The sequence below is a fragment of the Bacillus sp. SIMBA_031 genome (genome assembly GCF_046535225.1).
Lineage (GTDB): Bacteria > Bacillota > Bacilli > Bacillales > Bacillaceae > Bacillus > Bacillus velezensis.
Window position 1 is genome coordinate 87738 of the sequence record NZ_JAWRXC010000009.1, and the last position, 25798, is coordinate 113535.

Consider the following 25798-nt stretch of genomic DNA (forward strand, 5'->3'; position numbering starts at 1 on the left):
TTGCTGATTCATCTCCTTTACGCAGAGGCTTTTGGAGTCTGTGTTTCATCAAGACTTCACTCAAGTTATTTTGTAAACTAAACGTTTAGTTTTTTGTTATAAGCAAATGATATACTAAACGTTCAGTTTTGTAAATGGGTTTCTGTTTTCTTTTTTTATACAGGTTAAGTATACTGAACGTATCGTTTATAATTCGGGAAGGAATGATTCATGTGCAGAGTAAACGAGGACGGCCGCGCGATGAAGGAACACATAAGGCAATTCTTTCTGCAGCGTATAACCTATTGTTGGAAAATGGCTTTGACGCGGTGACAGTCGATAAAATTGCTGAGCGTGCCAAAGTGAGTAAGGCAACGATTTATAAATGGTGGTCAAACAAGGCTGCCGTTATCATGGACAGCTTTCTTTCGACCGCTACGGACAGACTGCCTGTGCCCGATACAGGATCAACAGTGCAAGATATATTGACCCACGCCACGAATTTAGCAAGATTTTTGACGAGCCGGGAAGGAACCGTTATTAAGGAATTAATCGGTGCGGGGCAGCTGGATGCAAAATTGGCGGAAGAATATCGCACGCGATTTTTCCAGCCCCGCCGCCTCCAAGCGAAAGGCCTTCTGGAAAAGGGAATTCAAAAAGGTGAATTAAGAGAGAATCTTGATATTGACGTTAGCATCGATCTCATTTACGGACCGATTTTCTATCGCCTGTTGATCACAGGTGATGAGGTGAATGATTCTTATGTGCATGATCTGGTGATGAGTGCGTTTAAGGGAGTTCAGCCTGCCTGAAAAATATCCGGATCATGTGAAAGAGACGCAGACTTTTGCTGCCTATGGGCGGAACATAATGAAAAGGCCGAACAAGTTCATTGTTCGGCCTTTTCTGATTGATTTGCGAACCGCCGGGCGGCCGCCACGCAAGCGATAACGCCGGCATTCACCGCCGCAAGTTCCCATCCTGCTTTTTCATCGAGAATCATGGCGGCCAGTAACAGTCCGAAGAAAGGCTGCAGAAGCTGCAGCTGTCCGACCGCGGCGATGCCTCCCTGGGCGAGTCCGCGATACCAGAATACGAAGCCGATCAGCATGCTGAATATTGAGACATATGCAAGACTGAGCAGTGCGGGCGCGCCGATGTTTGACCATGAGTCCGGCATGAAGCAGAAAGACAGGATGAACATAAGGGGAAGCGATAAAACGAGTGCCCAAGAGATCACCTGCCAGTTGCCAAGCTGCCGGGAGAGGCGGGCGCCTTCGGCATAACCGAGACCGCACACGATAATCGAAGCGATCATGTACGTATCACCGAGCGGAGAGGATTCTCCTCCTTGCAGCAGAGCATATCCGGCTACGAGGATGCTGCCGGCAGCCGAGAAAATCCAAAAGACCGGCCTGGGCCGTTCGCCTCCGCGCAGGACGCCGAAGATCGCCGTCGCAAGCGGAAGAAGCCCGATGTAGACAATGGCATGAGCGGATGTGACATGCTGAAGCGCTAAGGCTGTAAGCAGCGGGAAACCGATCACGACGCCGAGCGCTACTGTTATTAGTGAAATGATGTCGCTTTTGGCAGGGCGTTTCTCCTGAAAAATAAGGAGCAGAGCGCCTGCCAATATACCGGCTATCGCGGCGCGGCATACGGTGAGAAATACCGGGTCAAAGTCCGCTACAGCCAAGCGGGTCGCAGGAAGCGAGCCGCTGAAAATGAGCACGCCGATAAATCCGTTAATCCAGCCGTTTGCGGCTTTATTCATTCCAATCACTCCAATAGATATTTCTAAACCCATTTTCAAAGTTTATAATGACTATAAACTGAAATTGGCCTTATACAAATGGCCAGTTTTTATAAAAAGAAGAATGCCAGTTTGGAGGGAGTAAAAATGGATATCACGCCATTTTTAAATAGAGATCTGGATATTCCGCTTTATCAGCAGCTTTATCGGCATTTTAAGGAAAATATGCATCAGGGCCGTATTCCTAAAGGACTGAAGCTTCCTTCAAAAAGGCTTTTGTCAAGTCAGCTTTCCGTCAGTCAGACGACTGTGGAGCGTGCCTATGAACAGCTTGCCGCCGAAGGCTATATTGTCAGTAAGCCGAGAAGCGGATGGTTTGCCGATTATGACTCGGACGCCGTCTATGTGAAAAAGCCGGGCGCTTCGCCTGTTCAAACAAAGGCGAAGGAAGACCGCCAATGGATTGATTTTCACTACGGCACTGTGGATGCCGCTCATTTTCCTTTTTCGGCATGGCGCAAAAGCATGGTTGCAAGCTTAGATCAATACGGGCATGAGCTTTATCGGCCCGGGGATGATTTGGGCGAGCTTGAACTGAGAACGCTCATTTCAGAATACTTATATCAGTCGCGCGGCGTGAATTGTCTTCCTGAACAAGTGATAGTCGGCGCCGGGAACCCTGCTCTTTTGCAAATGCTGTGCAAAATATTTGAAGCAAATCTATCCATCGGATATGAAGATCCGGGTTATCCGAGAGCGAGGGAGATTTTTAAAGCCAATCACATGAAGATCATTCCGATACCCGTTGATGATGAAGGAGTCTGTATCCGGAAGCTGAATGAAGAGCGGCCGCGTCTTGTATATGTCACGCCTTCTCATCAATTTACGTTAGGAACGATTATGCCGGTAAACAGAAGGATTCAGCTGCTGAAATGGGCGGAGGAACATCAATCGTTCATTATAGAAGATGATTATGACGGTGAATTCCGATACACCGGCCAGCCGATCCCATCATTGCAGGGGCTTGATCAGCATCACCGTGTCATTTATATGGGAACGTTTTCCCAATCTCTGCTTCCGTCGCTACGCATCAGCTATATGATTCTTCCTTTGACGCTTATCGAAAAAGGCAGGGAAATCGCTTCTTTATATAAACAGACCGTCTCCTGCCACAGTCAGCTGACGCTGGCTCAATTTATCAAAAGCGGAGAGTGGCAGAAACATATTAACAGAATGAGAAAGCTGTACCGGAGAAAAAGAGCGGTATTATTAGAGGCCGTGCGGCGCGAGCTGGGACAATACGTCAGGATTCGCGGAGAAAATTCCGGGCTGCGGATTTTACTTGACGTTCATCTGCCTTTCAGCGAAAAAGAGCTGATTGGAAAGGCGGAGGAACAAGGCGTCAAAATCTATCCCGTGTCTCTTACCTATCAAAAACAGGTCCCTGAAAAAACAGTTTCCCTCGGATTCGCGGGGGTTTCTGAAACCGATATACAAGAAGGCATAAAAAAACTGAGAGCCGCCTGGGCGCTGTAAAAGGCAGCTCTCAGTTTGACATACTAAAGCTTAAGCAAGAGGTGCTGTCTCAGCAGCAAAACGATTTATAGGACGGGCAGGCGGAGCGCCGTATCAATATTTTGCAAATTGAGCCGGACTTGTTCATTTGTGTTCCACGGGTGATACCAGCCTTTTTCCATCATATAGCGTGAGATTTGCTCGTGCATGTCAAGGGCTTCTTCTAAGTGCCGGGTGAGGATCGCTTTCACTTCAGGCGTTCCGGCTTCCGTCGCCGCCATCGCATAGTTCCTGACACCGCTTTTTGCCGAATTCAATAAATCCATTGCGACAATTTGGTCTGTCAGCGCATTCATTCCCGTCAAGTATTCAATAATCGGATTCATTCGTCATTCATCTCCTCATTCATGCTGTGCATCAGATAAAATTGAGGCAAATTCCTGCAATTGCCTTGTTGATGTATCCACATCCTGCTGCATGATTTCTTTCAGCTGCGGATCGGATACGAGCGCTTTCATGGTTTTAGATTTCGTCAGACAAAGTGACTTAAAAGAAGCCATCTCCTGAATTTCAAGTAATTCATGTAAGGCGCTGGTCATTTCTGTAGCCTCCGTTCTCTAAGGTTTGAGTACAACTTTAATACAATCATTTGTTTTCGTGTCAAACATCTCATAGCCGTGCTTCGCTTCACTAAGCGGAATGACATGGCTTACAACATCGCCCGGATCAATTTTGCCGGTTGACACCAGTTCAAACATATACGGCATATAGTGGATGACCGGAGCTTGTCCTGATCGGATATTGACGTTTCGCTGCATGATATCGCCAAGGGGAAACCCGTTGTATCTGCCGCCGTACACACCCGTAATCTGGATCGTTCCGCCTTTTCGCACCGCTTGAGACGCGATGACCAATGCGCTCATCGCCCCGCCCTGAAGTTTTAATCCGCTGGTGAGGAACTCAAGATCCGTCATTTTTCCGTCCATGCCGACGGCGTCAATGACCACATCAGCGCCGCCTTTGGTGATTTCCTTCAGATAGCTGCCTGTATTTTCGTGGTCTTCGAAGTTCACGATTTCCACTTTATTCGTCCGTTTCGCATGCTGGAGACGGTAGTTGACATAGTCTACGGCTATTACGCGTTTCGCTCCCTTTAACCAGCAGAATTTTTGAGCGAAAAGGCCCACGGGCCCGCAGCCGAGAACGATAACTGTATCGCCTTCTTTTACGCCGGCATTGTCAACGCTCCAAAAGCCGGTTGTCATCGCATCGGAAATAACACTCAGTTTCTCATCCGGTTCTTCGCATGTTTCGGGAACTTTAAAATGGGTAAAGTTCGCAAATGGAACGCGCAAATACTCCGCCTGGCCTCCCGGATAGCCGCCGGCATTTCCTGAATAGCCGAAATAAGCGCCTATATCGCCGTTCTCATTTGATTGATCACATTGGCTTTCCAGGTGATTTTTACAATAAACGCATTCTCCGCAGGCGATATTAAAAGGAATAATGACGCGGTCGCCTTTTTTGACTTTCGTCACGCCGGGACCGGTTTCTTCCACGATACCCATCGGTTCATGGCCGATGATGTAGCCTTCCTGCAAATTCGGGATGAGTCCGTGGATTAAATGTAAATCTGATCCGCAAATTGCCGTGCTTGTGACTTTTATAATCATGTCATCGTTTTTTTCAATCTTCGGATCAGGCACGTCTTTGACAACGACGTTTTTCACTCCTTGATACGTTACGGCCTTCATGCTGTAATACCTCCAGTGTTAGTGTTCATCAGGTGTGCGGTCAAACATCCCTTTTCTGTTTGTTTCAACGGGAAACAGGTTCATATTTCCGACCATGAGGGTATTTTTCGCAGAGAGCTGATCCAATTTATACTGTTCGCTCAGATCATGCGGGTGAAACCACTTTTTGCTGACCATCAAGTCTGTTATCTCCTGATGCATCGCGATTCCCTGCATGAGCTGTTTGCGCAGCAAAGCTCTTACATCAGGTGAAGCGGTTTCTGTTAAAGCAACGGCGGTATTTCTGACGCCTTCTTTGGCGCGTATGAGAAAATCCATTGCGAATGTCATATCCGCAAGTTCAGGGACATGTAATGAATTGATCGGATCTAAATGGTCATGATTCAATGATGCTTACCTTCCTTTCAATTGATGATCGAAGTCGGCCGGTTTTGAGGAACGGGGGCCTGAAACGTTGCCCGTTCATAAACCGCTTGCAGATCAGCCAGGTCTTGAGAGGCTTGCTGAACGTCTTTTTCCATTAACGTTTTCAGATCCTGATCAAACACAAGCCCTTGCATGAGCTTGGATTTCGCGACACAAAGCGTCTTGAAGTTAATGATTTCATGTAAGTCCAGCGACTCGTGAGCCGCTAATTCACGCTTATCCATAATCGTCTGAAACCTCCCTTTGTAGAAATACGTAGTTAATTTCCCCTGAGAAAAGAGGTCTAGTCTTACAAATTTTGTTTGTGAGAAAAAGCGGAGAAAAAGCCTGACGGTGCATCAAAAAAAGGAGAAAGCACAATCGCTTCCTCTTGTTCACATGGAACGGCTGTTGGTGTCATGAACATTTTTCTGATGCGGGCGGTTTTACCGCGCGGGAGACGAGCCCGCTGAGCACGATGCCGATCAGTACGATCATCAGCGCTCTGACAAGGCCGAATTCTTCACCGAGCAGTCCGAGAACGGGAGGGCCGACTAAGAAGGCGCAGTAGCCGACGAAGGAGATTGCTCCGACCCGCTTAACTGCTCCTTTTGGGTCATCGCCGGCTGCGGAAAGGCCGACCGGGAAGCCGAGGGAGGCGCCGATTCCCCAAAGAAAGACGCCGATTACGGCTGCTGTGAGGTTTCCGCTGAAAATCACAAGGGAAAGTCCGATGACACTGACGGCGGTGCAGAGACGAAGAACGGGCACGCGTCCGTACCGGTCCAAAAATGCCCCGCCAAAGATCCGGGCGATCAGCATAGCGGTGAGGAAGACGCCGTAAACCGCCGTGCCTTGCGCGTGCGTCACGTGAAAACCATCCGTCATGGTGAGCGGAAGCCAGTCATTGGCCGACCCTTCTGCGAAAGCCATTCCGAGCACGATGAGCCCGATCATCAGTGTGCGCGGCTCTGTCCAGACGTTTACCGGCTTTTCGCTTGAGACTTCCTGCCGCCTTGAGACGGCATCTTCTTTCCCGGTGTCCTCCGGCAGAAACCGGAAGAAAGTAAAAATCAGGATAAACTCAATTCTGGCAATGAGCAGCAGGTGAACGAGCACGGGAACCTTGAATAAAATAGCGAGAGAGGAGAGTCCTGCGCCTAGCAATGTGCCGGCGCTGAACGATGCGTGCAATGCCGGGCATCATGGTTTTCTCTGCGGCGCGTTCAAGGGCGGAACCATCTACATTAAGGGCCACTTCCGCAAGTCCGTAGCCGAGCCCGAAGATGATCAGTCCGGCAAATACGATGCTTTTGAAAGCGGCAAAAACACCTGCGCTGATAACGAATATCCCGATAATGACAATCAGAACGCTGATCAGAGCAACGAATCTGGTGCCTTTCCGCGAGATGATCCGGCTGGCGCTTAACAGGCCGATCAATGAGCCGAGCGCCAGCCCGAAAATAATCAACCCCATCATTGACGTCGAGGCTTTCAGCGTTTCTCTCACCTCAGGCGTGCGGGAAATCCAGGATGAAAAAGCAAGTCCGGGCAGCGAAAAAATAATAAAAAGGGCAAGTTTCCACTTTTGAATGCCCTGTCTACTCATGAAATCAGCTCTCTCTCTGTCAAATGAAGCGGAAAACGCAGAGATTTTAATGTGATGGCAATCAATCCTTTTTGGTAATAGGGCTGGATGTCATCAATAAGAATCAGCTCCGGCATGTGTTCTTTCGGGACAAAAGCGGAGCATGCTTCATAAACCTGTTCCATATCCAACCCCTTTGATAATTCTCCGATAAACGCAATGGCCTGCGGATTGATGATTGAAATCATGGCGCTTGTCATCTTAACAGCCAGTTCCGGAAAAGAATCCGGTGAATAGAGCTTTTCAAGCTGCTGCTTGCGTGTCGATTCAAATGGAATATAAGAAATTTCTCCGGCGAATTGTGTATTGCCTTTGACTAAGCGCCCGTCTATAACAAAGCGCGCTCCCGGAGGATTGTCTTTGACAAATGCGGCCATGGCGATGGTTTTCGGGACGGTATATTGCTGATCGCGATAAAATCCGTACAAAGCGTAATGCATCTCGTTTTCTACATTGACCTTGACAGAATATCTGGCTTCAAGTCTTTCCTGCATCGGGATATCACACAGCTCTTCAGTGTCACAAATGCCGATGACGCCGTGGCTGACCACACCCTGAACCCCCATGCCGATTGCCTTTATATTGGGAAACCGCCTTATCCATTCGTCAGTAAGCCGTTCGATGACGTCATAATTGATGACATCATAAAAGCGGCTGTCTTTTTCAACATAGTCACCGTGCCAATCTGCCAGCGCGACGTCAATCGAATGGACGCCGCCTTCTGTTTTAACGGATATGCCGAGTACCAAATGACTGTCCGCATTTAACGTAAACTGCCTTGCTTTTCTTCCGCCTGTTGAGGCGCTCGGTTCCATCTCCATGACTTCGCCGCGTTCTTTTAATTCATGTAAAATGTTTCCGCACGTGGCGGCGCTGAGCCCTGTTTGTTGAGAGAGAAAGGAAATGGTGGCCGCATCCGTTTTCAGCAGCGCTTCAATGATGGTTTCTTCATTCGTTTTTTTTACAATGGATGTATTATTAATGGTATTCGCCATGATTCCGCACTCCTTTATTAATCACTTTTTAAAAGACTTATTAAAAGTAGTTTAAAATATACTTCCCGAATCAGTCAAGACGGTTTAAAATTGTTTTCAAACGGAGAATAAATAGAATATCCTTGCTGAGAATGGAGGCTCGACACATGAGTTCTGATAACAAAATCTATTATGAACGCGGAACGGAAGAGCTGAGGAAGAAAAACATCCGGGCGCATAGGCTTGTCCGGGAATTAAACGGCGCCGATCCGGAAGCGTTTGAAACAAAAGAAGCGATCATCAGAGAACTGTTCGGGACGGCGGGAGAGAAACCGAGCATTGAGCATAACTTTCATTGTGATATCGGAACCAATATTCATGTCGGCGATCATTTTTATGCCGGCTATAATTGCACCATTTTAGACATGGCTGACGTGCGGATAGGCGATAACTGTATGATAGGGCCGAATGTCGGGATCTATACAGCCGGGCATTCTCTGCAGCCGGAAGGAAGAAATAAAAGCGGTTACGGCATTCCGATTACGATCGGCAGCAATGTATGGATCGGAGGAAGCTGTGTCATTTTAGCAGGCGTCACCATCGGCGAAAACTCCGTCATTGCGGCCGGTACAGTCGTTACGAAAGACGTCCCGCCAAATTCCGTCATGGCCGGAAACCCGGGAAAGGTCATAAAAAAGATATGAACAAAAAAGCAGCTTGCGAACAATCCCGCAGGCTGTTTTTTCTTTCACCCGTCATGCAGGAACAGAAGGGGAAGGTGAGAAAAAGACACTTATGGTATGATGACAAATAGAATAAAACCTCGTGAGGCCGGTCGGCTAAAAGGAAGTGGACAGAGATTGTTTGGTACAAAACATCAAGAAGACTATGTCTCCCGTGACAGACGCTCATTGCATATGCTTGCGCTTCGGGTGCCCGGTCTGGCGTTTATTTTTATGGTATATGCCGCATCAGTCTCTTTGCAGTACATTTATGAAAGCTGGACGGTTTTTTTGCTGCTGTTATTCACGATATTGATCGTCATTTTTACCGTGCTGCATTGGCATTCCCATCGCTGGGTCAAGAAAAAAACGTTTCTTTATTTCATCATACAGGGATTTATCATATATACATCGGCTAACTTGATGGCCGGCGGTTATATCGCGGTAGTCGTCGGTCTCTATGCCTTTTTAATCGGGCAGATTATCGGAATGGCGGATAAGGGAAAAACGCTGCTCATACTCTATCTTTTCATTTTAATGTCCATAGCAGCCCTGCACCAGGAGCATCCGCATCATCTGCTTCGTTTCATCGTTATCGCCGCTCCCATCATGATCGTGATTATCACGTATGCGGCCACATTTTTCGCGCAAGTTGATGAAAAAATAAAAACACAGCTGACGCTTGAAAAATTAGAGCTCGCTCACCGGCAAGTGAAACAGCTGACGCTTCAAAATGAAAGGCAGCGGATGGCGAGAGATTTGCACGATACGCTTGCACAAGGGCTGGTCAGCTTGCATATGCAGCTTGAAGCGGTGCAAGTTCATCTTTCGAAAGATAACACTGACAGAGCGAAAGACATCATCAGCCAGTCAATGGACAGAGTGAAGGGCACATTGGCTGATGCGCGCTCGGCCATTGACAACCTTCGCAGCAAATCAGAAGAGATCGGGTTCTTAAAAGAAAGCATCACTGAACAAATCAACCATTTTACAGAAGCCTCCGGGCTGTCTTGTTTTTTAGATTACAGCGTGCATCATGTGCTTGACGTTCATACGGCGGAGAATTGCCATTACATGATTGGAGAAGGCCTGACAAACGCCGCCAAGCATGCAGAAGCAAAGAATGTCTGGGTATCCGTTCAGGAAGAAGAGGGACAAATCCGCATAACCGTCAAAGATGACGGGAAAGGCTTTGATGCCCGAACAGAAATGAGAAAAAGCGGACATTACGGGCTGCTTGGGATACAAGAACGCGTCAATATGATGAACGGCACTTTCCGTATAACAAGCGCCAGATCAGCGGGGACTCAAATTGAAATCATCATACCAATTCAAGGAGAGGCAGAACATGTATAAAGTGTTAATTGCTGATGACCATCTTGTCGTCAGAGAAGGTCTGAAGCTTTTGATAGAAACAAATGACCATTACACCATAACGGGAGAGGCGGAAAACGGGAAAACCGCCGTCCGCCTCGCAGAGGAACTTAAGCCCGATGTCATTCTCATGGATCTGTACATGCCGGAAATGAGCGGGCTGGAAGCCATTAAACAGATAAAAGAGCATTCTGATGTGCCGATCATTATTCTGACGACCTATAATGAAGATCATCTGATGATAGAAGGCATCGAATCAGGCGCGAACGGTTATCTGCTGAAGGACACAAGCTCAGAAACCTTATTTCATACGATGGATGCGGCGGTCAGGGGAGAAGTGCTTCTGCAGCCGGACATCTTGCGCCGTTTCCGGGAAATGAAAATGGAACGGGCAAATGCCAATGAAACACAGCTGACGGACAAGGAAATCATAGTTCTAGAAGCCGTTGCGAAAGGACATAAAAGCAAAGCGATCGCCTTTGATTTAGGAATCTCAGAGCGGACGGTAAAAGCGAGATTAACATCGATTTATAACAAATTAGGCGCTGATTCGCGGACGGAAGCCGTCACCATTGCCATGCAAAAAGGCATTCTGAAACTGAATATATAATGAAAAACTGCCCAAACGTACATGTCCCTATGTACGTTTTTTTTATGTGAATGTGAACTACAATTAGGCAGAAAGTAATGATTGGAGAGGAGTATTCGATGTCTGGTTTTTTATATAAATTAGGGGGATGGTCTGCCCGCAACCGATTAAAAATAATCAGTGCGTGGCTCGTGATACTGATCGCTTCGGTTGTGATCGCCATCTCGTTAAAACCTGCTTTTTCTGAGGATATGTCAATTCCCGACACACCTTCTGAAAAGGCAATGGATATGATTCAAAAAGAATTTTCAAAGGGTCCCGATAAAGGAAGCATCCGGGTTATTTTCGGAGCTGAAGATGGGAAAAAACTGACGTCAAAATCAGAAAAACAAGCGATCGAAGATACTTTAAAGAAGATCAAAACAGATCATTCAGTCGCTTCGATTGCAAGTCCTTTTGAGACAGGAACCATTTCTAAAGACGGATCAGTGGCATATGCCGATATTACGTACACAAAAGCGGCGGATGACATTACGGCCGCGTCTGTTTCACATATGAAACACAGTCTGTCTGCCGCAGGAGACAAGGGCCTGCAGACGGAGCTCAGCGGTGATGTCCCGGGGGCCGGTGTTGAGGTCGGCGGTGTATCTGAAATTGTCGGCGTTCTGCTGGCATTCGTCGTACTGGCTATTACGTTTGGTTCATTAGTCATAGCGGGGCTGCCGATTGTCACGGCCCTGATCGGATTAGGCGTAAGCGTCGCGCTGACGTTAATCGGGACACAGTTCTTTACGATAGCCTCGGTCAGTCTCTCATTATCCGGAATGATCGGCCTGGCCGTCGGGATTGATTATGCGCTGTTTATCTTTACGAAGCATCGTCAGTTTTTGGGCGAAGGTGTACAAAAAAATGAATCGATCGCTAAAGCCGCGGGAACGGCAGGCAGCGCCGTCGTTTTTGCAGGACTGACCGTGATCGTCGCGCTTTGCGGATTGACCGTTGTCGGCATTCCGTTCATGTCTGCCATGGGGTTGACAGCGGCACTCAGTGTGCTGATGGCTGTATTGGCATCAGTAACGCTGGTTCCTGCGGTGTTGTCAATCGCGGGAAAACGGATGATTCCGACATCAAATAAGAAGAAAGAAAAGAAAAGCGCCGGCACGAATGCCTGGGGGCGCTTCGTTACAAAGAAGCCTATTCTGTTAAGCATTTTCAGCATTATTCTTTTAGCCGTCATCAGTCTGCCGGCCATGCATTTAGAGCTGGGGCTGCCTGATGCGGGAATGAAAGCGAAAAACAGCCCGGATCGCCGCGCCTATGATCTTTTGTCTAAAGGATTCGGCGAAGGCTTTAACGGCAAGCTGACAATTGTTGCCGATGCAAAAGGGGTCAAGGGGAACAAAAGTGAAGCATTTCAAGACGCCGTGAACGAAATGAAGGACTTGCACAATGTGGCGAGCGTCACCCCTGCCATGCCGAACGAAAAAGGGGACTATGCCATCATTACGGCAGTGCCTGAAACCGGGCCGAACGATACGGCAACGAAAGAGTTGGTGCAGGATATACGGAAACTGTCAGACAAAAACGGCATCCGTCTGCTCGTCACCGGGTCAACCGCGGTGAACATTGATATTTCAGATCGGTTAAACGATGCCATTCCGGAATTCGCCATTCTTATTGTCGGGTTTGCATTTGTATTGCTGACCGTCGTTTTCCGTTCTCTTCTCGTGCCGCTTGCGGCCGTTCTTGGCTTTTTGCTGACAATGACCGCAACACTCGGGTTATCGGTATTCGTCCTGCAGGATGGACATTTCACCGGCTTGCTGAGCATTCCGGAAAAAGGCCCGATTCTTGCCTTCCTGCCTATTTTAGCAATCGGTATTCTTTTCGGACTGGCGATGGATTATCAAGTATTTCTTGTCAGCAGAATGAGAGAAGAATATGTCAAAATAAAAAATCCGGTACAAGCCATCCATGCCGGATTAAAGCATAGCGGGCCTGTCGTAACAGCGGCGGGGCTGATCATGATTTTCGTCTTCGCGGGATTTGTCTTCGCTGGGGACTCTATGATCAAATCCATGGGATTGGCAATGACCTTCGGTGTTCTTTTCGATGCGTTCATTGTAAGAATGACCATTATTCCGAGTGTCATGAAGCTGATGGGACATGCGGCCTGGTACTTGCCGAAGTGGCTGGATAAAATCATTCCGAACGTGGATATCGAAGGCCATAAGCTGACACAAGGCAAAACACCGGAGAAACCGGAAGAATAAAATGAAAAAGCAGATCGTTATGATCTGCTTTTTTTTATGTGCTGATCGCATTCATGAACAGAGTAAAAAGCTTTTTCATGTCTTCATGTTTTTTTGTCAGCATTTCGGGATGCCATTGCACACCGACGACAAATAATTCACCCGTCCGTTCAATCGCTTCAATGGCCCCGTCTTTCGCATAAGCCGCGGCTTTAAACGAAGGCGCCGTCTCTTTTATGATCTGGTGATGGAATGAATTCACCCGCGCTGAATCGCCAAACAAAGAATGGAGACGTGTCCCTTTTTCAAAGGAAACATGATGGGTTTTTAACGGCGGATCTTTTTCTTGGTCATGCTTAATGTCAGCAAACGAAGCGTGTGCCAGGTCTTGATATAAAGTTCCCCCGTAAGTGACGTTTAACATATGCATCCCCCGGCAGATGGCCAGAATCGGCTTTTCTAAAGCAACCGCCGTGAGAATCAGCTCCTTCTCGTAGGCGTCCCGATCAGGAAAGGTCTTTCTTAAAGCCTGTAAAGGTTCTTCGCCGTAAAACAGCGGGTCTATATCCTGGCCGCCGGACAGAATGATCCCGTCAACATGAGAGACCTGTTCCTTTAAAAGCGCCGTCTCTTGAATCACCGGCAATATAAACGGCACACCGCCGGCCTCAGAAACAGACTGAATATAATCATTATTGACATATGCCCGATTATAACCCGGGAAAGGACCGGATTGATCAGCCATAATGTTTCCCGTAATTCCAATGCGTTTGGCCATTCTTCGCCCCCCTGAACCATGCTCATAATTAATCTGAACGTAGGTTGTACAAATCAGTTTGAAATTATTCTTCATGATACGTGAGCTTTCCAAAACAAAACCCGTGACAATCACGGGTTTTTACATTCATTTCAATTTCTTGATTTCTTCCGTCAGCTCTTTGAATTTTTTATCAAGCTCACGATATTGTTTATCAGCCGGAGTCATGAAGCTGAGTTTTCCGAGGACTTCCTGCCGTTCGGTTTCAAGCTTTAATCGCAGTTCTTCAGCATCGTCCCTGACGGAGGGAGATTCTTTCCATTGTTTTCGGACGCTGCCGTTTGAGATATCAAGCCGGATGTCCGTCGTCTTTTCGACAAAGTAACGATCATGAGATACGATGATGAGCGTTCCGTCGTATCGGGCCAAAGTGTCTTCAAGCTGCTCGCGTGACGGCAGATCAAGGTGGTTTGTCGGCTCATCCAGAATCAGCACGTCTTTCTCTTCCAGAATAAACGCCATCAGTTTGCATTTGACCCGCTCTCCCATGCTCATCTTGCCGATGGGTTCCGTCCATTGCGCTGCGGTAAATCCTAAATGCTTCATGAGGGATTGAACATTTCCCCTTGCTTCGAACGTTTCTTTGTAAAAAAGCTGTTCGGGGGTTTTATCAAGCGGAAGGTCGAATACTTCCTGGGTTAGATATCCGACATTTGCAGACGGAGAAATCCATATGCCGCCCTGCGCTTTTTCCTTACCGAGGATGACCTTCAATAATGTTGTTTTCCCGCTGCCATTCGGGCCTGTAATCGCAATCTTTTCACCGTGCATCACAGTGAAATTCACGTTTTTGAAAAGCGTTCGGCCGTCATATGACTTTGTGACATCCCTTACTTCTAAAAAACGCTTTCCCGCTTTTTTGCGGTGCTCAATGGAAAAACGGACTTCATACTCCGCTTCAACCGGTTCTGCTTTCGCTTTTTCAAGCTCTTTTTCAAGACGCTTCTGCTTTGATTTAATCTGGGCGTCCGTGCGTTTTGCTTTTACGCGATGGTATTCTTTAAAGCCTTCTATTTTCGTTGATTGGGCATGGGCTTTTTTTGACCAGGCGCTCAGCTCGTTCATTTGAGCTTCAATCCGTCTGATCATATGCTGCTGATTCTCATATTCCCGCTGCTGTGTCAGCCTTCTCTGTTTGCGGACCTCCATATAGCTTGAATAATTCCCTTTATGCTCAATGAGTTTCTTTCCTTCGATGGCCCAGATTTTTGTCGCCGCTGCATCTATAAAAGCACGATCATGCGAAACAAAAATAATGGTGCCTTTGTAATTCTTGATCTGATTTAGCAGTATTTCTAAACTGTGCTGATCGAGGTGGTTCGTCGGCTCATCTAATAACAAAAGGCTGCTTGAGGAGGAGAAACCTTTAGCAAGACGGGCTTTCAATTTTTCTCCGCCGCTTAATTGCGAAAAGGCGCGTGCGGGCACGTTCCACTTTTCTAACAAGGCTGCCTCCGCAGGCTCTGGATGGCCGGAATCATAAGCTTCCGTTTCTTGTTCCACCATATATACGTTCACATCTTGCATCATCTGAATCTGTCCTTGTGACGGCGCTTTTTGATTGCAGATCAATTGCAGCAATAAAGATTTGCCGGCGCCGTTTTTACCGATAACGCCGATGATGTCACCTTGCTGAACGCTCGCGCTGATCTGTTCAAAAAGGGGAACGCTGTTGATTTCATAACTGATGCCGCTTATTTTTAACATTTCTTTCATATGTCAATCCCTCGCTTTAAAGAGAGGACCAAAAAAATCCTCCCAATTGATTTGGAAGGATTAGCCGTACCTGTGCATGATCAAATAAGCTATTTTTACATAGCTTTCGTATCGTATAGAAAATGGGCAGACTAATCCTATTTTTTCTGATTTGAAATATTTGATTTCAAACGGTCAAAATAAGATTAGTTAATCATTGTCCACCCATCATCCCTTCGTGTTTGTTACGAACAGTGTAGCACACACTTATCTGTAAAAGCAAAGGGTATAAGCCTTTTTATTCCAGATTAGAGACTTTCCACTCTTCTTCTAAAACGGCATAATAATATTCATCCCACCATTCATTATCATGGGGGATGCATTTTTTAAAAAAGCCTTCCCGCCTCATCCCGATCTTTTCCATCACCCGGTGCGAAGCCATGTTTTCCGGCTGACATGTCGCAATGATCCGGTGTAATTTCATCTTGTTAAACCCGAATGCCAGCACGGCGCGCGCCGCCTCTGAAGCATATCCTTTGCCCTGATATTCCGGGTGAAACACCCAGCCGATTTCATACGTATGATCGCCAAAATACTGAAAAAAAGCAATGTGGCCAATGACCGTTTTCTCATCCTTCAATAAAACGGGAAACTTCCCGGCATGTTCACCGCTGTTTTCAGTAACGAATTTCCTGGCATCATCTTCGGTAAAGACACCTTCTGGTATGTATTTCATGACATTCGGATTTGAGGTGTACGCATAGACATCCTGCCAATCTTCCGGTTCAAATGTGCGAATGACGAGCCTGTCAGTTTTGATATTCATTTTTTATGTTCCTCCATCAAAAAAGGTTTCATTTACTACTTCGATTGAAAGAGGTAAAAACCTTTGAGCGGGGAAGAGCCGAATAAAAAAAGCCTGCAGCTATACACTGCAGGCGGTTATTTTTCATTTGCGGCGGCGGGCAGGTTTGTAAACCCGAATTGCCCTCCGACAGCTTCTTTTACTTCATGAATAACGATAAATGATTTCGGGTCAATTTTTTGAACATGTTTTTTGATTTTCAGCAATTCGTTCTTTTTAATGACGACATAGATAATGCGCTTGTCTTTGCTGCCGTAATACCCGTATCCGTAAAAAATCGTCGCCGCGTTTCCGTACTCGGAGGTGATGGCTTTGGCGATTTCTTCGTATTGGTCAGACATAATGGTGAGGGCTTTTTTATTATGGAAACCCTCAATGACAATATCGACGATTTTGGCGCACAGATAAACGAATATAAACGTATACAGCATATGATTGAGGCCGATCGCTAAAACGGATGCGAAAATGATGACACAATCCATATAAAACATGCTTTTCGAGATGTTAAAGCCCTTTGTGTAATTTAATAAATACGCCAAAAGCGTGGTTCCGCCGGTAGATCCGTCAGCGATAAAGATCAATGCCAGCCCCGCTCCCATCAGCAGAGCGCCGAATACAATCCCGAGCACCATGTCGTGCACGCCGAATGGAATAAAGCTGACGATGCTGAGAAAAACAGAAGTCATTCCCGTCCCGAGTATCGTGTATAAAATCGTTTTTTTCGTTAAAAATTTATAAGCCAACCCGATAAAAATCAAATTTACAACCAGAGTCGTAATACTTGCAGGTATATGGAAAAGATAATATAACACGAGAGCGATTCCCACGGTGCTGCCGTCCCCTAAATGATTCGGGATGACGAAAAATTCCACGGACGTCGCAATAAGAAAGGCTCCGGCCATAATCATCAGTATATCCTTGCAAATGTTCTTCATGTGCAAACCTCCTCCGCAGTCAAAAATATATATAAAACAAAAACGCCTCAAAAATTATCCAGAAGAACTAAATAATTTTTAAGACGAATCATTCACAATCTCGTTTGTTCATTCAGTAAAGAATGATCAGCTTCAATATCGAAGATTATATAGACACCTTCACATCTTGTCAATGCCGTGAAAATTGATTTTTCTGCAGTGTATATGAGGTTTAAATCAAGTTAAAACGAGGAATTATATCAGGAGAGTTTTCATTTCTGCTCTATCAATAAGAGAAATGTAATGAGAGACAACGAAGAAGGGATGATGACATTGGAACGAATTTTTATCAGTCCGGCCAAATACGTGCAGGGAAAAAACGCCATTGAAACGATCGGCGGACATCTGGAGGGCGTTGGTGAAAAAGCCGTCGTCATCGCGGACAAAACCGTATGGGATATCGCGGGCCACAAGGTGACGGCTGAATTAAAGAAAAGCAATATTTCTTCTGAAGAGGCGGTTTTCAACGGCGAAGCCTCCCAGGAAGAAATGAAAAGAATTGCCGGCATCGCAGAAAAAGCAGGCGCGACTATTGTCATCGGAGTCGGCGGCGGTAAAACGCTTGATACGGCCAAAGCCGTATCAGATGAAATAAACGGCTATACCGTTATCGTGCCGACGGCCGCTTCAACGGATGCTCCGACAAGCGGGCTGTCTGTCGTGTATTCTGAACAAGGCGCGTTCGAAAACTATCGTTTCTATCATAAGAATCCTGACTTGGTTCTGGTCGATACGAAAATCGTCGCGGAAGCTCCGCCGCGCTTTTTAGCATCAGGGATTGCCGATGCGATGGCGACGTGGATAGAGGCGCGCAGTGTCATCGCCAATGGCGGTAAAACGATGGCAGGCGGAATTCCGACAATCGCCGGAGAGGCTATCGCGGAAAAATGTGAAGCGGTATTATTCAAATACGGCCGTCTCGCTTATGAGTCTGTGAAAGCGAAAGCCGTTACGCCCGCATTGGAAGCGGTGGTTGAAGCCAATACACTTCTGAGCGGACTGGGATTTGAAAGCGGCGGCTTAGCTGCGGCGCATGCCATTCATAACGGATTTACCGCGCTTGAAGGTGAAATCCATCACTTGACCCACGGTGAAAAAGTGGCATTCGGCACGCTCGTTCAATTGGCGCTGGAAAAACGCTCGCTTGAGGAAATTGAGCGGTATATCGCGTTTTATATCAGCTTGGGGCTGCCTGTCACACTTGAAGACATCAAATTGAAAGACGCATCTAAAGAGGACATTATGAAAGTGGCAGAAGCCGCGACGATTGAAGAAGAAACAATTCATGCCGCTTTTGACGTGACGGCTGACGACGTGGCGGATGCCATTATAGCGGCTGATCAATACGCAAAAGCATTTAAAGAAAAACACGCGTAAAACCTTTTACCGCGTGACCCGGAACCAAGGGCTGTTACAGCCCTTGGTTTTTTTTTATGCCCTTTGAAAACTTTTAAAAATAAAGAAAAAATTATGATACAATATACAAATGTTTTGAGAGATTGACAAAGGAAAGGTGGGAACGATATGCTGCATAATCCGACCGGTAAGGAGCGGCTTGCGCTGGCTTTTCTTCTCGGAATGCTTGCGATACTGGGGCCGCTCAATATAGATATGTATCTGCCGAGTTTCCCTGAAATCGCCGAAGATTTAAGCGCCCGCGCTTCGCTTGTCCAGCTCAGTTTAACCGCTTGTCTGATCGGACTGACAATCGGACAGGTTGTTGTCGGCCCGTTAAGTGACGCGAAGGGAAGAAGAAAACCGTTATTACTATGTATTTTTTTATTTGCGTTGTTTTCTCTGTTTTGCGCACTTGCACCGAACATTGCAACACTAGTGATTGCCCGTTTTCTTCAAGGATTCACCGCTTCGGCAGGACTCGTTTTATCCCGTGCAATCGTCAGAGATGTGTTTACGGGAAGAGAGCTTTCTAAATTTTTCTCGCTGCTGATGGTCATTACCGCCGTCGCGCCGATGGTGGCTCCGATGACGGGAGGCGCGATTTTACTGCTTCCGTTTGCATCATGGCATACGATTTTTCTCTTTTTAACGTTTATCGGTTTTTTGCTTGTAATCATCATTGCGCTCAAGCTGACAGAAACCCTGCCGCCGGAAAAGCGGATTCCGAGCTCCATCGGAAATTCCGTGCGGACAATGGGAAGCCTGCTGAAGGATCGGTCATTTATCGGCTATGCGCTGACGGTCGGTTTTATTCACGGCGGGAGCTTTGCGTATGTCTCCGGAACGCCTTTCGTGTATCAGGATATTTACGGAGTATCGCCTCAGGTATTCAGTGTTTTATTCGGCATAAACGGTCTGGCGATCATTACCGGAAGCTTTATCATCGGGCGTTTCGGCGGGATCATTCACGAAAAAAGCCTGCTGAGAATCGGCGTGATTACAGCGATGGCGGCGACTGCCGTTCTGCTCGTCATGACGATCATTCACGGGCCGCTTGCGGCACTGGTGATTTCAATTTTTATTTATATGATTACGATCGGCATGACGCTGACAAGCACCTTTACATTGGCGATGGAAAAGCAGGGACACCGCGCGGGAAGCGCAAGCGCACTGCTCGGCATGCTTCCGCTTCTTCTCGGTTCCATCGTGTCGCCGCTTGTGGGGATGAATGAAGCGACGGCCGTGCCGATGGGGGCAATTATGTTCACGACATCCGTTATCGGTTCCATCGCTTTTTTCGCCTTAACAACAAAACCGGAGAAAGCAAAAAAGGAGTGAAATGATTCACTCCTTTTTTTGATGCCCGCTATTCATATTTCTTCAGCACGATCGCCGAATTATGCCCGCCAAAGCCGAATGAGTTGGAAAGGCCGATCGTTAACGATTGCTGGCGGGGCCCGTCTGCTACATAGTCCAAATCACATGCCGAATCAGGGTTTTGCAGATTGATCGTCGGCGGAATAATGCCGTGTCTCAGGCTTTCTGTCAGAGCGATGGCTTCAACTCCGCCTGCCGCGCCAAGCATGTGGCCGAGCATTGATTTGTTGGCCGTAACCGGAATGTCATACGCAAGCTCCCCGAATAATGTCTTGATGGCCAACGTTTCAGAAAGATCTCCGGCTTTTGTGCTTGTCGCATGGGCGCTTACGACATCAATGTCTTCCGCTGAAACGTTCGCCTTTTTCAAAGCGTTTTTCATCGCCAGGTATGCGCCCGTTCCTTCCGGATGGGAGGCCACCATATGATAGGCGTCAGAGCTCGCGCCGTAGCCGAGCACCTCACAGAGGATCGGGGCGTTTCTGCCGATTGCGCTATCCAATGATTCCAATACTAAGATGCCCGCGCCTTCACTCATGACAAATCCATCGCGATCCGCGTCAAACGGACGGCTTGCCGCGGCGGGGTCTTCGTTTCTCGCTGACAGCGCATGGGCATTGCCGAAGCTGGCTAATGACAAATTCGTAATCGCCGCTTCCGCTCCCCCGGCAAACATGATATCTGCGTCATCATTCCGAATGGCGTTGAATGCTTCCCCGATCGACGTATTGCCGATGGAACACGCGGTGACGGGAGAAAGTGAGGGGCCGAGCGCGCCTAATCTGATGCTGATTTGAGCGGCGGCCGCGTTTGAGATCATCATGGGGACAAGGCTTGGGCTCACTTTTCGCGCTCCACGTTCATTTAAAGTATGAACGTTATCAATCAAAGTCGTGATGCCGCCGATTCCCGAGCCGACGTACACGCCGAGGCGTTCACGGTCAATCTGATCGAGCTGAATCCCGGAGCTTTCAAGCGCCTGTTCCGCTGCCGCTAGAGCAAACTGGCTGAAACGGTCAAGCCGTCTCGCTTCTTTTCTGCCCCATCTTTCTTCTGCGTCAAAATCACGGACGGTACCGGCTATTTTTGTCTTTGAGCCGGAGACATCAAACGAATCGATGAAAGAGATTCCCGATTTTCCTTCCGTCAGGTGTTTCCAAAATGTATGCACATCATTGCCGAGAGGTGAAATCACTCCCATTCCGGTGATCACAACTCTTTTCATGGTCATTCCTCCTTCGGTATGTATTTATTGTAACTCGCAATTATCCTATTACAAGTTGTTGATTATCCTAGTATAATGAATACCAGGGTAAGAGAGGAGAGATTCGGTATGATACCAGAAGGAAGATTGCAGGCGCTCTCAGAGTTTTTAAAAACGCAGCGGGCCAAAATTTCTCCGCAGATGGCCGGGCTGCCGATGGGCACACGGAGAAGAACGCCCGGACTCCGAAGAGAAGAGGTCGCGCAATTAGCCGGCGTAAGCACCACGTGGTATACGTGGCTGGAGCAGGGCAGAGACATTAAAGTGTCCGCAGCCGTATTGGACGCCGTTTCCGATGCGCTGCAGCTGAACAAAGATGAGAGAAATTATTTATACGCGCTTGCCATTGAGGAGGGCGTGAAGCAGCCGTTTGCCGCGGAGGAAGAAGCGGTTATCAGCCCGTCGCTTTCAAAAATCCTGCAGGAGCTCCGTTATTGTCCCACCATTATCTCGGACAGGCGGTGTCATATCGTGGGATGGAACCAGGCTGCGGCTCACGTGTTTTTAGATTTTGAACAAATTCCTCCTGAAAAACGGAATCTCATAGAGCTATTGTTTTCCAGAAAAGAATTAAGAAGTTTAGCCGTGAACTGGGAGCACTTTGTGAAAGGATTCATCGCCATTTTCAGAACGTATTACGGCCAGTATGTAGCGGATACGTGGTATTCTCAGTTTATAGAAGAAATGGAGAAAACGTATTCGGAATTTCATACGCTGTGGAATGAGAGCGAAGTCAGCTCGGCACCCGAAGTATTAATTGAGTTCCGCCACGCGAAGGCGGGAAAAATGGTCTTTAACCTGACTTCATTTCAGGTTCAGGGCAACAGTGATCTGCGCTGCAGTGTGTATACGCCGGTAGATCATACCGAAACGGAAGCAAAGCTGAAAAAGCTCTTCGAAAACAGGTGAAGAACAGAAAAAAACGGGAGGCGGCCGCCTCCCGTTTCAGTTTAAAATAAAAGCATGAGACCGGCGATGGCCGGTGTTAAAAAGATGGCTGATTTCAGAATGACTTTCGGCACGAGGTTGGTGAATTTCGCGCCGACATATGCGCCGCACATCGTTCCGATCAGCACTTTGACCAACAGCATATAATCGACAAATCCTTCCGTCACATAACCGAGTCCTCCGCCGACCGCAAGCGGGATAATGACAAGCATGGTGGTGCCGACCGACTGGCGGATGGATAAGCGTAAAAGAATCATTAAGCCGATTTGGATAAAAGGGGCAGAGCCGATGCCGAACGTTCCGGACAAGATTCCTGCGATGACACCGAGTACAACGGCTTTCACCCATATATTCAGATTGCTTTGCTGTCCGGAATCTTCTTGTGTGTCTTTTACAATAAATAACCGGACTAAAATAAGCAGAGCAGATAAAAACAGCATGCCCGCCGTCAAGTAATGCAGCAAATCCGCGGGGATAAGGGAAGTAAGCCTTGCCCCGAAAAACGAACCGAATGCCGCAAAAACGCCGACGATGAGACCGATTTTCATCTGAATATTGCCTTCACGGTAGTGGCTGAAAGCCCCCGATAAACTTGTGAAAGCCATTCCGGCAAGGGAGGTGCCCAACGCCGTATGAATCGGTACGTGAAACAGTATAGTTAAAAGTGCAATGACAAAACCGGCTCCCCCGGCGCCGATAAACCCGAGAATAATCCCGAGAAGAAACATAACGAGTATAATAAGCACAATCTTCTCCTCCATTTAGATGCCTGATCACCATGTTCCGCTCCGCTGTATCAGGTTCTAATAATCGACCGTAGTCCGTCGACCGTCGTCTAATATCTTTATGTTACCTCAAATTTAAGGTATTGGCAAGAAGCCAATCGCTTTTATACAGAGGGTTTACAGCTCTTTCACCATCACTTTTTCCCCGTTTGAGTCCAGCTCTCCATTGAATAAGAAGCCGAATTTTTGATAAAGCCGCAATGCGTGCACGTTATCTTCAAACAGGCTTAAATAAATCCGTCTGCAATCATATATTCGAACGAGATGGCGGATAAGGGCATCAAGCAACAGCTTGCCCAATCCCCGTCCCTGATAGCGTTCATCAATAAAAAAACGGTCAAGCCACACTCTGCCGTTTTCATTTTCCTCATCATATTCCGGAAACCATCCGTACATGGCAAAGCCGACCAATTCCCCGTTAACATAAAGACCGGCCGGCTGATAATGCCGGCAATCCTCAGCATCTTGTAAGCACTCTTCCGCGGTTTCAATAAATGAAGTCTGGCTTTCCCTTACATGAAGCGCCAGTATATCGGCACGGTTTTCTTCTGTGACTGCTCTGATTTCAATCGTCATACTTGATACTCCTCTTCCGCTTTTTTTGAGACGGTAAAGCTTTCAGTGCGTAAGCCATTTGTGAATCAGCCTTCTCAATGATCATCATAAAGGATATGGTTACCGTATAGTCAAGGAGGCATTATGAGCGAAGACGTCAGAAAATACTTCACAACGGGTGAATTTGCAAAACTGTGCCACGTAAAAAAACAAACCCTGTTCCATTATGACGAGATCGGCCTGCTTTCTCCGGAAATCAAAAAAGCGAATGGATACAGATACTATTCCTATCATCAATTCGAACTGTTCCAGGTCATCGGTCTGTTTAAGGAGGCCGGCGTGCCCTTGAAGCAGATCAAACCGCTCTTAACAGACAAAACCCCTGAGGGTATCATCACGCTTTTAAAAGAGAGATCTTCAGAAATCGAAAGCAAAATCAAAAAGCTGGAGCACCTGCAAGGGATGATTCAGACAAAGGTGAAGCTGACCGAACAAGCCTTGGAGACAGACTTTTCCTCCGTCTCATTGCAGCGATTAGATGAAGAGACACTTATGATAGGACGACCCGTACTCCATTTGCCAGAACGGCAATATACTGCCGCCATTTCCGAATTGATCCGCTATATGCGGGTACATGAGCTCGATCAGGGGCATCCGGTCGGCGGACTGTTTGCGCGGGAGCAGATTCTGAAAAAAGAATTCTACAACTACACCCATTTTTATATGAAGACAGATGAAGGCATCGAGAATAGAGACCTCCATATCAAGCCGAAAGGGCTTTATGCCGTCGGGTACCAAATAGGGGATGAAGCGGAAGCGGCTTACCGCAGCATCATGCAGTTTATTGAAGAGTATGGGCTGGAAATGGGCGATTATGCATATGAAGAATATATGCTTGATGAGGTTGTGGCGGACGGGTTTGACAATCAGATCACAAGAATCCAGCTGCAAGTCCGCAATCCATAAAGCCGATGCCGCCGTTCATTTACGTCTTTTAACAAACCTTGTATAATGAGAAAATCAGATTGCAATTGAGGTGAAACACGATATGTTTCTAGCGCCCTTATTTGAACATGATGTACCGGCAGCACTTCTCCGCCCTTAATGGAGGAAAGTGACTGCGCTTCTCTCCGTTAGGGCATATAACGTGACCTAATATGATAACGGAGGGTGCATCAAATTGAAAAATACATTATTCGGTTCGATTTATTTGGCATTGGCCGCCAGTATCTGGGGCGGTATGTATGTCGTTGTAAAAGTTGTGGTAGCGGTCATTCCGCCGCTTGAACTGGTATGGCTGAGATATGCGGTGGCGCTTCTTTCGCTTTTGATTCTCAGTTTGTTTACACGCCAATCCTGGAAAGTTCATAAACGTGATTTATTACTGATCGCTGCGATCGGATTGATCGGCAACACGATTTCGATCGTCACGCAGGAAATCGGCACGAAATTATCAACCGCGCAGATGGGTGCGATTATTACGGCATCCACTCCCGCATTTATGGTTGTATTTGCCCGGCTGATGTTGAAAGAGCGGTTAACGCTGAAAAAAGGAATATCGACAGGGCTGGCGACGATCGGAGTATTGCTCATTGTGGGGAACGGAGATCTCGATATGTCGAGCCAGCTCGGCGGTCTCTCGCTTCTGGCTGCGGCGCTGACATGGGCTTTGATGTCCGTGCTGATGAAACGGGTTCCCGGCCATTACTCACCGCTTGTGGTCACAACGTATTCCATTTGCGTCGCATTTGTCATCCTGACCCCGTTTACAGCGGGCCCGCTTCAGGAGATTCCTTTGTCTCAGCTTGCCCGGCCTGAGATATGGGGCGGACTTTTATATTTGGGTGTGATCTCAACCGCCTGCGCGTTCATGCTTTGGAATCGCGGATTGCAATTGCTGAATGCGGCAAGCGGCGGTCTGTTTTTCTTCTTTCAGCCGCTTTCCGGAACATTGCTCGGCTGGCTGCTGCTGGGAGAGACGATCGGAGGAACCTTCTGGATCGGAGCGGCTCTTATTGTTTCAGGCGTCGTTCTTGTCATGAAAGAAAAATAGAAAATGAAAAAAAAGCCATTCAGCAAAGGGACTGCCCCCCGTTTTTGAGACAGGGGTCAAAACACCTTTTAAACAGCCAATTGCCGATAGTTTATCGGTGAT

The 25798-nt window shown here is 47.3% G+C and carries 27 protein-coding genes; 11 read left to right on the forward strand and 16 right to left on the reverse strand.

Annotation, left to right across the window (positions count from 1 at the left end; translation table 11 throughout):
• The first annotated feature begins 212 nt into the window (after window positions 1–212).
• The gene (locus tag SB724_RS17815) at window positions 213–791 is read left to right on the forward strand and encodes a TetR/AcrR family transcriptional regulator (RefSeq protein ID WP_326353274.1); all 579 of its coding nucleotides are present in this window, start codon (window positions 213–215) and stop codon (window positions 789–791) included.
• 77 nt (window positions 792–868) lie between these two features.
• On the opposite strand, the gene SB724_RS17820 is transcribed toward SB724_RS17815, so the two are convergent.
• Window positions 869–1753 (reverse strand): DMT family transporter, encoded by an 885-nt coding sequence (locus SB724_RS17820; protein WP_410572182.1) that lies wholly within the window; start codon window positions 1751–1753, stop codon window positions 869–871.
• A gap of 126 nt (window positions 1754–1879) precedes the next feature.
• Between SB724_RS17820 and pdxR the strand changes: the two genes are divergently transcribed.
• Window positions 1880–3268, forward strand: coding sequence for a MocR-like pyridoxine biosynthesis transcription factor PdxR (gene pdxR, locus SB724_RS17825; protein WP_410572184.1), 1389 nt, complete (start codon window positions 1880–1882; stop codon window positions 3266–3268).
• Between the two features lie 65 nt (window positions 3269–3333).
• Here the strand turns inward: pdxR and SB724_RS17830 are convergent, their stop codons facing one another.
• The 8 genes from SB724_RS17830 to SB724_RS17865 all read right to left on the reverse strand — a co-directional run bounded on the left by SB724_RS17830 (window position 3334) and on the right by SB724_RS17865 (window position 8049).
• Entirely contained in the window at window positions 3334–3633 is a 300-nt protein-coding gene (locus SB724_RS17830) for a spore coat protein (RefSeq protein ID WP_014417026.1), read from the reverse strand.
• A 15-nt stretch (window positions 3634–3648) separates the two neighbouring features.
• A complete protein-coding gene (locus SB724_RS17835) occupies window positions 3649–3846 on the reverse strand; it encodes a hypothetical protein (protein ID WP_029974162.1) in 198 nt (65 codons plus the stop codon).
• Between the two features lie 18 nt (window positions 3847–3864).
• A complete protein-coding gene (locus SB724_RS17840) occupies window positions 3865–5001 on the reverse strand; it encodes a zinc-dependent alcohol dehydrogenase (protein ID WP_410572187.1) in 1137 nt (378 codons plus the stop codon).
• A gap of 18 nt (window positions 5002–5019) precedes the next feature.
• On the reverse strand, window positions 5020–5388 hold the full coding sequence (locus tag SB724_RS17845) for a spore coat protein (protein WP_003156070.1): 369 nt from the start codon (window positions 5386–5388) through the stop codon (window positions 5020–5022).
• 17 nt (window positions 5389–5405) lie between these two features.
• Window positions 5406–5651 (reverse strand): hypothetical protein, encoded by a 246-nt coding sequence (locus SB724_RS17850; protein ID WP_015416919.1) that lies wholly within the window; start codon window positions 5649–5651, stop codon window positions 5406–5408.
• A gap of 172 nt (window positions 5652–5823) precedes the next feature.
• Window positions 5824–6600 (reverse strand): MFS transporter, encoded by a 777-nt coding sequence (locus SB724_RS17855; protein ID WP_410572189.1) that lies wholly within the window; start codon window positions 6598–6600, stop codon window positions 5824–5826.
• Window positions 6491–7015 (reverse strand): MFS transporter, encoded by a 525-nt coding sequence (locus SB724_RS17860; RefSeq protein WP_327020556.1) that lies wholly within the window; start codon window positions 7013–7015, stop codon window positions 6491–6493. Before SB724_RS17860 ends, SB724_RS17855 begins: the two co-directional genes overlap by 110 nt.
• Window positions 7012–8049: an ROK family protein gene (locus SB724_RS17865; protein WP_061581822.1), complete on the reverse strand. Its 1038-nt coding sequence runs from the start codon at window positions 8047–8049 to the stop codon at window positions 7012–7014. The genes SB724_RS17860 and SB724_RS17865 overlap by 4 nt, the downstream gene beginning before the upstream one ends.
• A gap of 146 nt (window positions 8050–8195) precedes the next feature.
• On the opposite strand from SB724_RS17865, the gene SB724_RS17870 reads away from it, so the two are divergent.
• The 4 genes from SB724_RS17870 (at window position 8196) to SB724_RS17885 (ending at window position 12986) form a co-directional block, all read left to right on the forward strand.
• On the forward strand, window positions 8196–8732 hold the full coding sequence (locus SB724_RS17870) for a sugar O-acetyltransferase (RefSeq protein WP_025284328.1): 537 nt from the start codon (window positions 8196–8198) through the stop codon (window positions 8730–8732).
• Window positions 8733–8888: 156 nt separating this feature from the next.
• The gene (locus SB724_RS17875) at window positions 8889–10106 is read left to right on the forward strand and encodes a sensor histidine kinase (protein ID WP_081111621.1); all 1218 of its coding nucleotides are present in this window, start codon (window positions 8889–8891) and stop codon (window positions 10104–10106) included.
• The gene (gene ydfI / locus SB724_RS17880) at window positions 10099–10734 is read left to right on the forward strand and encodes a two-component system response regulator YdfI (protein ID WP_031378615.1); all 636 of its coding nucleotides are present in this window, start codon (window positions 10099–10101) and stop codon (window positions 10732–10734) included. Before SB724_RS17875 ends, ydfI begins: the two co-directional genes overlap by 8 nt.
• Window positions 10735–10832: 98 nt before the next feature.
• The gene (locus SB724_RS17885) at window positions 10833–12986 is read left to right on the forward strand and encodes an MMPL family transporter (RefSeq protein WP_410572193.1); all 2154 of its coding nucleotides are present in this window, start codon (window positions 10833–10835) and stop codon (window positions 12984–12986) included.
• 34 nt (window positions 12987–13020) lie between these two features.
• Here the strand turns inward: SB724_RS17885 and SB724_RS17890 are convergent, their stop codons facing one another.
• The 4 genes from SB724_RS17890 to SB724_RS17905 form a co-directional block, all read right to left on the reverse strand.
• Window positions 13021–13743, reverse strand: coding sequence for a gamma-glutamyl-gamma-aminobutyrate hydrolase family protein (locus SB724_RS17890; protein WP_094296439.1), 723 nt, complete (start codon window positions 13741–13743; stop codon window positions 13021–13023).
• 126 nt (window positions 13744–13869) lie between these two features.
• Window positions 13870–15498 (reverse strand): ribosomal protection-like ABC-F family protein, encoded by a 1629-nt coding sequence (gene abc-f / locus SB724_RS17895; protein WP_410572195.1) that lies wholly within the window; start codon window positions 15496–15498, stop codon window positions 13870–13872.
• A 277-nt stretch (window positions 15499–15775) separates the two neighbouring features.
• Window positions 15776–16303: a GNAT family N-acetyltransferase gene (locus tag SB724_RS17900; protein WP_410572197.1), complete on the reverse strand. Its 528-nt coding sequence runs from the start codon at window positions 16301–16303 to the stop codon at window positions 15776–15778.
• A gap of 116 nt (window positions 16304–16419) precedes the next feature.
• Window positions 16420–17277 carry a YitT family protein gene (locus SB724_RS17905; protein ID WP_410572199.1) on the reverse strand — a complete coding sequence of 286 codons (858 nt, stop codon included), beginning with the start codon at window positions 17275–17277 and terminating at the stop codon, window positions 16420–16422.
• Window positions 17278–17559: 282 nt separating this feature from the next.
• On the opposite strand from SB724_RS17905, the gene SB724_RS17910 reads away from it, so the two are divergent.
• Window positions 17560–18693: a glycerol dehydrogenase gene (locus SB724_RS17910; protein WP_014304447.1), complete on the forward strand. Its 1134-nt coding sequence runs from the start codon at window positions 17560–17562 to the stop codon at window positions 18691–18693.
• A 147-nt stretch (window positions 18694–18840) separates the two neighbouring features.
• On the forward strand, window positions 18841–20052 hold the full coding sequence (locus SB724_RS17915) for a Bcr/CflA family efflux MFS transporter (protein WP_410572201.1): 1212 nt from the start codon (window positions 18841–18843) through the stop codon (window positions 20050–20052).
• Between the two features lie 28 nt (window positions 20053–20080).
• Here the strand turns inward: SB724_RS17915 and fabF are convergent, their stop codons facing one another.
• A complete protein-coding gene (fabF, locus tag SB724_RS17920) occupies window positions 20081–21316 on the reverse strand; it encodes a beta-ketoacyl-ACP synthase II (protein WP_033575020.1) in 1236 nt (411 codons plus the stop codon).
• Between the two features lie 108 nt (window positions 21317–21424).
• On the opposite strand from fabF, the gene SB724_RS17925 reads away from it, so the two are divergent.
• Entirely contained in the window at window positions 21425–22264 is an 840-nt protein-coding gene (locus SB724_RS17925) for a helix-turn-helix transcriptional regulator (protein WP_007409314.1), read from the forward strand.
• A gap of 41 nt (window positions 22265–22305) precedes the next feature.
• On the opposite strand, the gene SB724_RS17930 is transcribed toward SB724_RS17925, so the two are convergent.
• Both SB724_RS17930 and SB724_RS17935 read right to left on the reverse strand, forming a co-directional pair.
• Window positions 22306–23049, reverse strand: coding sequence for a sulfite exporter TauE/SafE family protein (locus SB724_RS17930; protein WP_410564800.1), 744 nt, complete (start codon window positions 23047–23049; stop codon window positions 22306–22308).
• Window positions 23050–23205: 156 nt separating this feature from the next.
• A complete protein-coding gene (locus tag SB724_RS17935; RefSeq protein WP_101670059.1) occupies window positions 23206–23664 on the reverse strand; it encodes a GNAT family N-acetyltransferase in 459 nt (152 codons plus the stop codon).
• A gap of 123 nt (window positions 23665–23787) precedes the next feature.
• On the opposite strand from SB724_RS17935, the gene SB724_RS17940 reads away from it, so the two are divergent.
• On the forward strand, window positions 23788–24609 hold the full coding sequence (locus SB724_RS17940) for a MerR family transcriptional regulator (protein ID WP_285980177.1): 822 nt from the start codon (window positions 23788–23790) through the stop codon (window positions 24607–24609).
• 214 nt (window positions 24610–24823) lie between these two features.
• Window positions 24824–25696 carry a DMT family transporter gene (locus SB724_RS17945; RefSeq protein ID WP_044803011.1) on the forward strand — a complete coding sequence of 291 codons (873 nt, stop codon included), beginning with the start codon at window positions 24824–24826 and terminating at the stop codon, window positions 25694–25696.
• Window positions 25697–25798: the final 102 nt, after the last annotated feature.

Coding starts and splice junctions, on each gene's coding strand:
- ydfI (WP_031378615.1), top strand. CDS start 10,099: ATGTATAAAGTGTTAATTGCTGATGACCATCTTGTCGTCAGAGAAGGT.
- SB724_RS17835 (WP_029974162.1), bottom strand. CDS start 3,846: ATGACCAGCGCCTTACATGAATTACTTGAAATTCAGGAGATGGCTTCT.
- SB724_RS17870 (WP_025284328.1), top strand. CDS start 8,196: ATGAGTTCTGATAACAAAATCTATTATGAACGCGGAACGGAAGAGCTG.
- SB724_RS17830 (WP_014417026.1), bottom strand. CDS start 3,633: ATGAATCCGATTATTGAATACTTGACGGGAATGAATGCGCTGACAGAC.
- SB724_RS17850 (WP_015416919.1), bottom strand. CDS start 5,651: ATGGATAAGCGTGAATTAGCGGCTCACGAGTCGCTGGACTTACATGAA.
- fabF (WP_033575020.1), bottom strand. CDS start 21,316: ATGAAAAGAGTTGTGATCACCGGAATGGGAGTGATTTCACCTCTCGGC.
- SB724_RS17840 (WP_410572187.1), bottom strand. CDS start 5,001: ATGAAGGCCGTAACGTATCAAGGAGTGAAAAACGTCGTTGTCAAAGAC.
- SB724_RS17940 (WP_285980177.1), top strand. CDS start 23,788: ATGAGCGAAGACGTCAGAAAATACTTCACAACGGGTGAATTTGCAAAA.
- SB724_RS17905 (WP_410572199.1), bottom strand. CDS start 17,277: ATGAAGAACATTTGCAAGGATATACTGATGATTATGGCCGGAGCCTTT.
- pdxR (WP_410572184.1), top strand. CDS start 1,880: ATGGATATCACGCCATTTTTAAATAGAGATCTGGATATTCCGCTTTAT.
- SB724_RS17915 (WP_410572201.1), top strand. CDS start 18,841: ATGCTGCATAATCCGACCGGTAAGGAGCGGCTTGCGCTGGCTTTTCTT.
- abc-f (WP_410572195.1), bottom strand. CDS start 15,498: ATGAAAGAAATGTTAAAAATAAGCGGCATCAGTTATGAAATCAACAGC.
- SB724_RS17900 (WP_410572197.1), bottom strand. CDS start 16,303: ATGAATATCAAAACTGACAGGCTCGTCATTCGCACATTTGAACCGGAA.
- SB724_RS17885 (WP_410572193.1), top strand. CDS start 10,833: ATGTCTGGTTTTTTATATAAATTAGGGGGATGGTCTGCCCGCAACCGA.
- SB724_RS17860 (WP_327020556.1), bottom strand. CDS start 7,015: ATGAGTAGACAGGGCATTCAAAAGTGGAAACTTGCCCTTTTTATTATT.
- SB724_RS17865 (WP_061581822.1), bottom strand. CDS start 8,049: ATGGCGAATACCATTAATAATACATCCATTGTAAAAAAAACGAATGAA.
- SB724_RS17820 (WP_410572182.1), bottom strand. CDS start 1,753: ATGAATAAAGCCGCAAACGGCTGGATTAACGGATTTATCGGCGTGCTC.
- SB724_RS17890 (WP_094296439.1), bottom strand. CDS start 13,743: ATGGCCAAACGCATTGGAATTACGGGAAACATTATGGCTGATCAATCC.
- SB724_RS17935 (WP_101670059.1), bottom strand. CDS start 23,664: ATGACGATTGAAATCAGAGCAGTCACAGAAGAAAACCGTGCCGATATA.
- SB724_RS17925 (WP_007409314.1), top strand. CDS start 21,425: ATGATACCAGAAGGAAGATTGCAGGCGCTCTCAGAGTTTTTAAAAACG.
- SB724_RS17910 (WP_014304447.1), top strand. CDS start 17,560: ATGAGAGACAACGAAGAAGGGATGATGACATTGGAACGAATTTTTATC.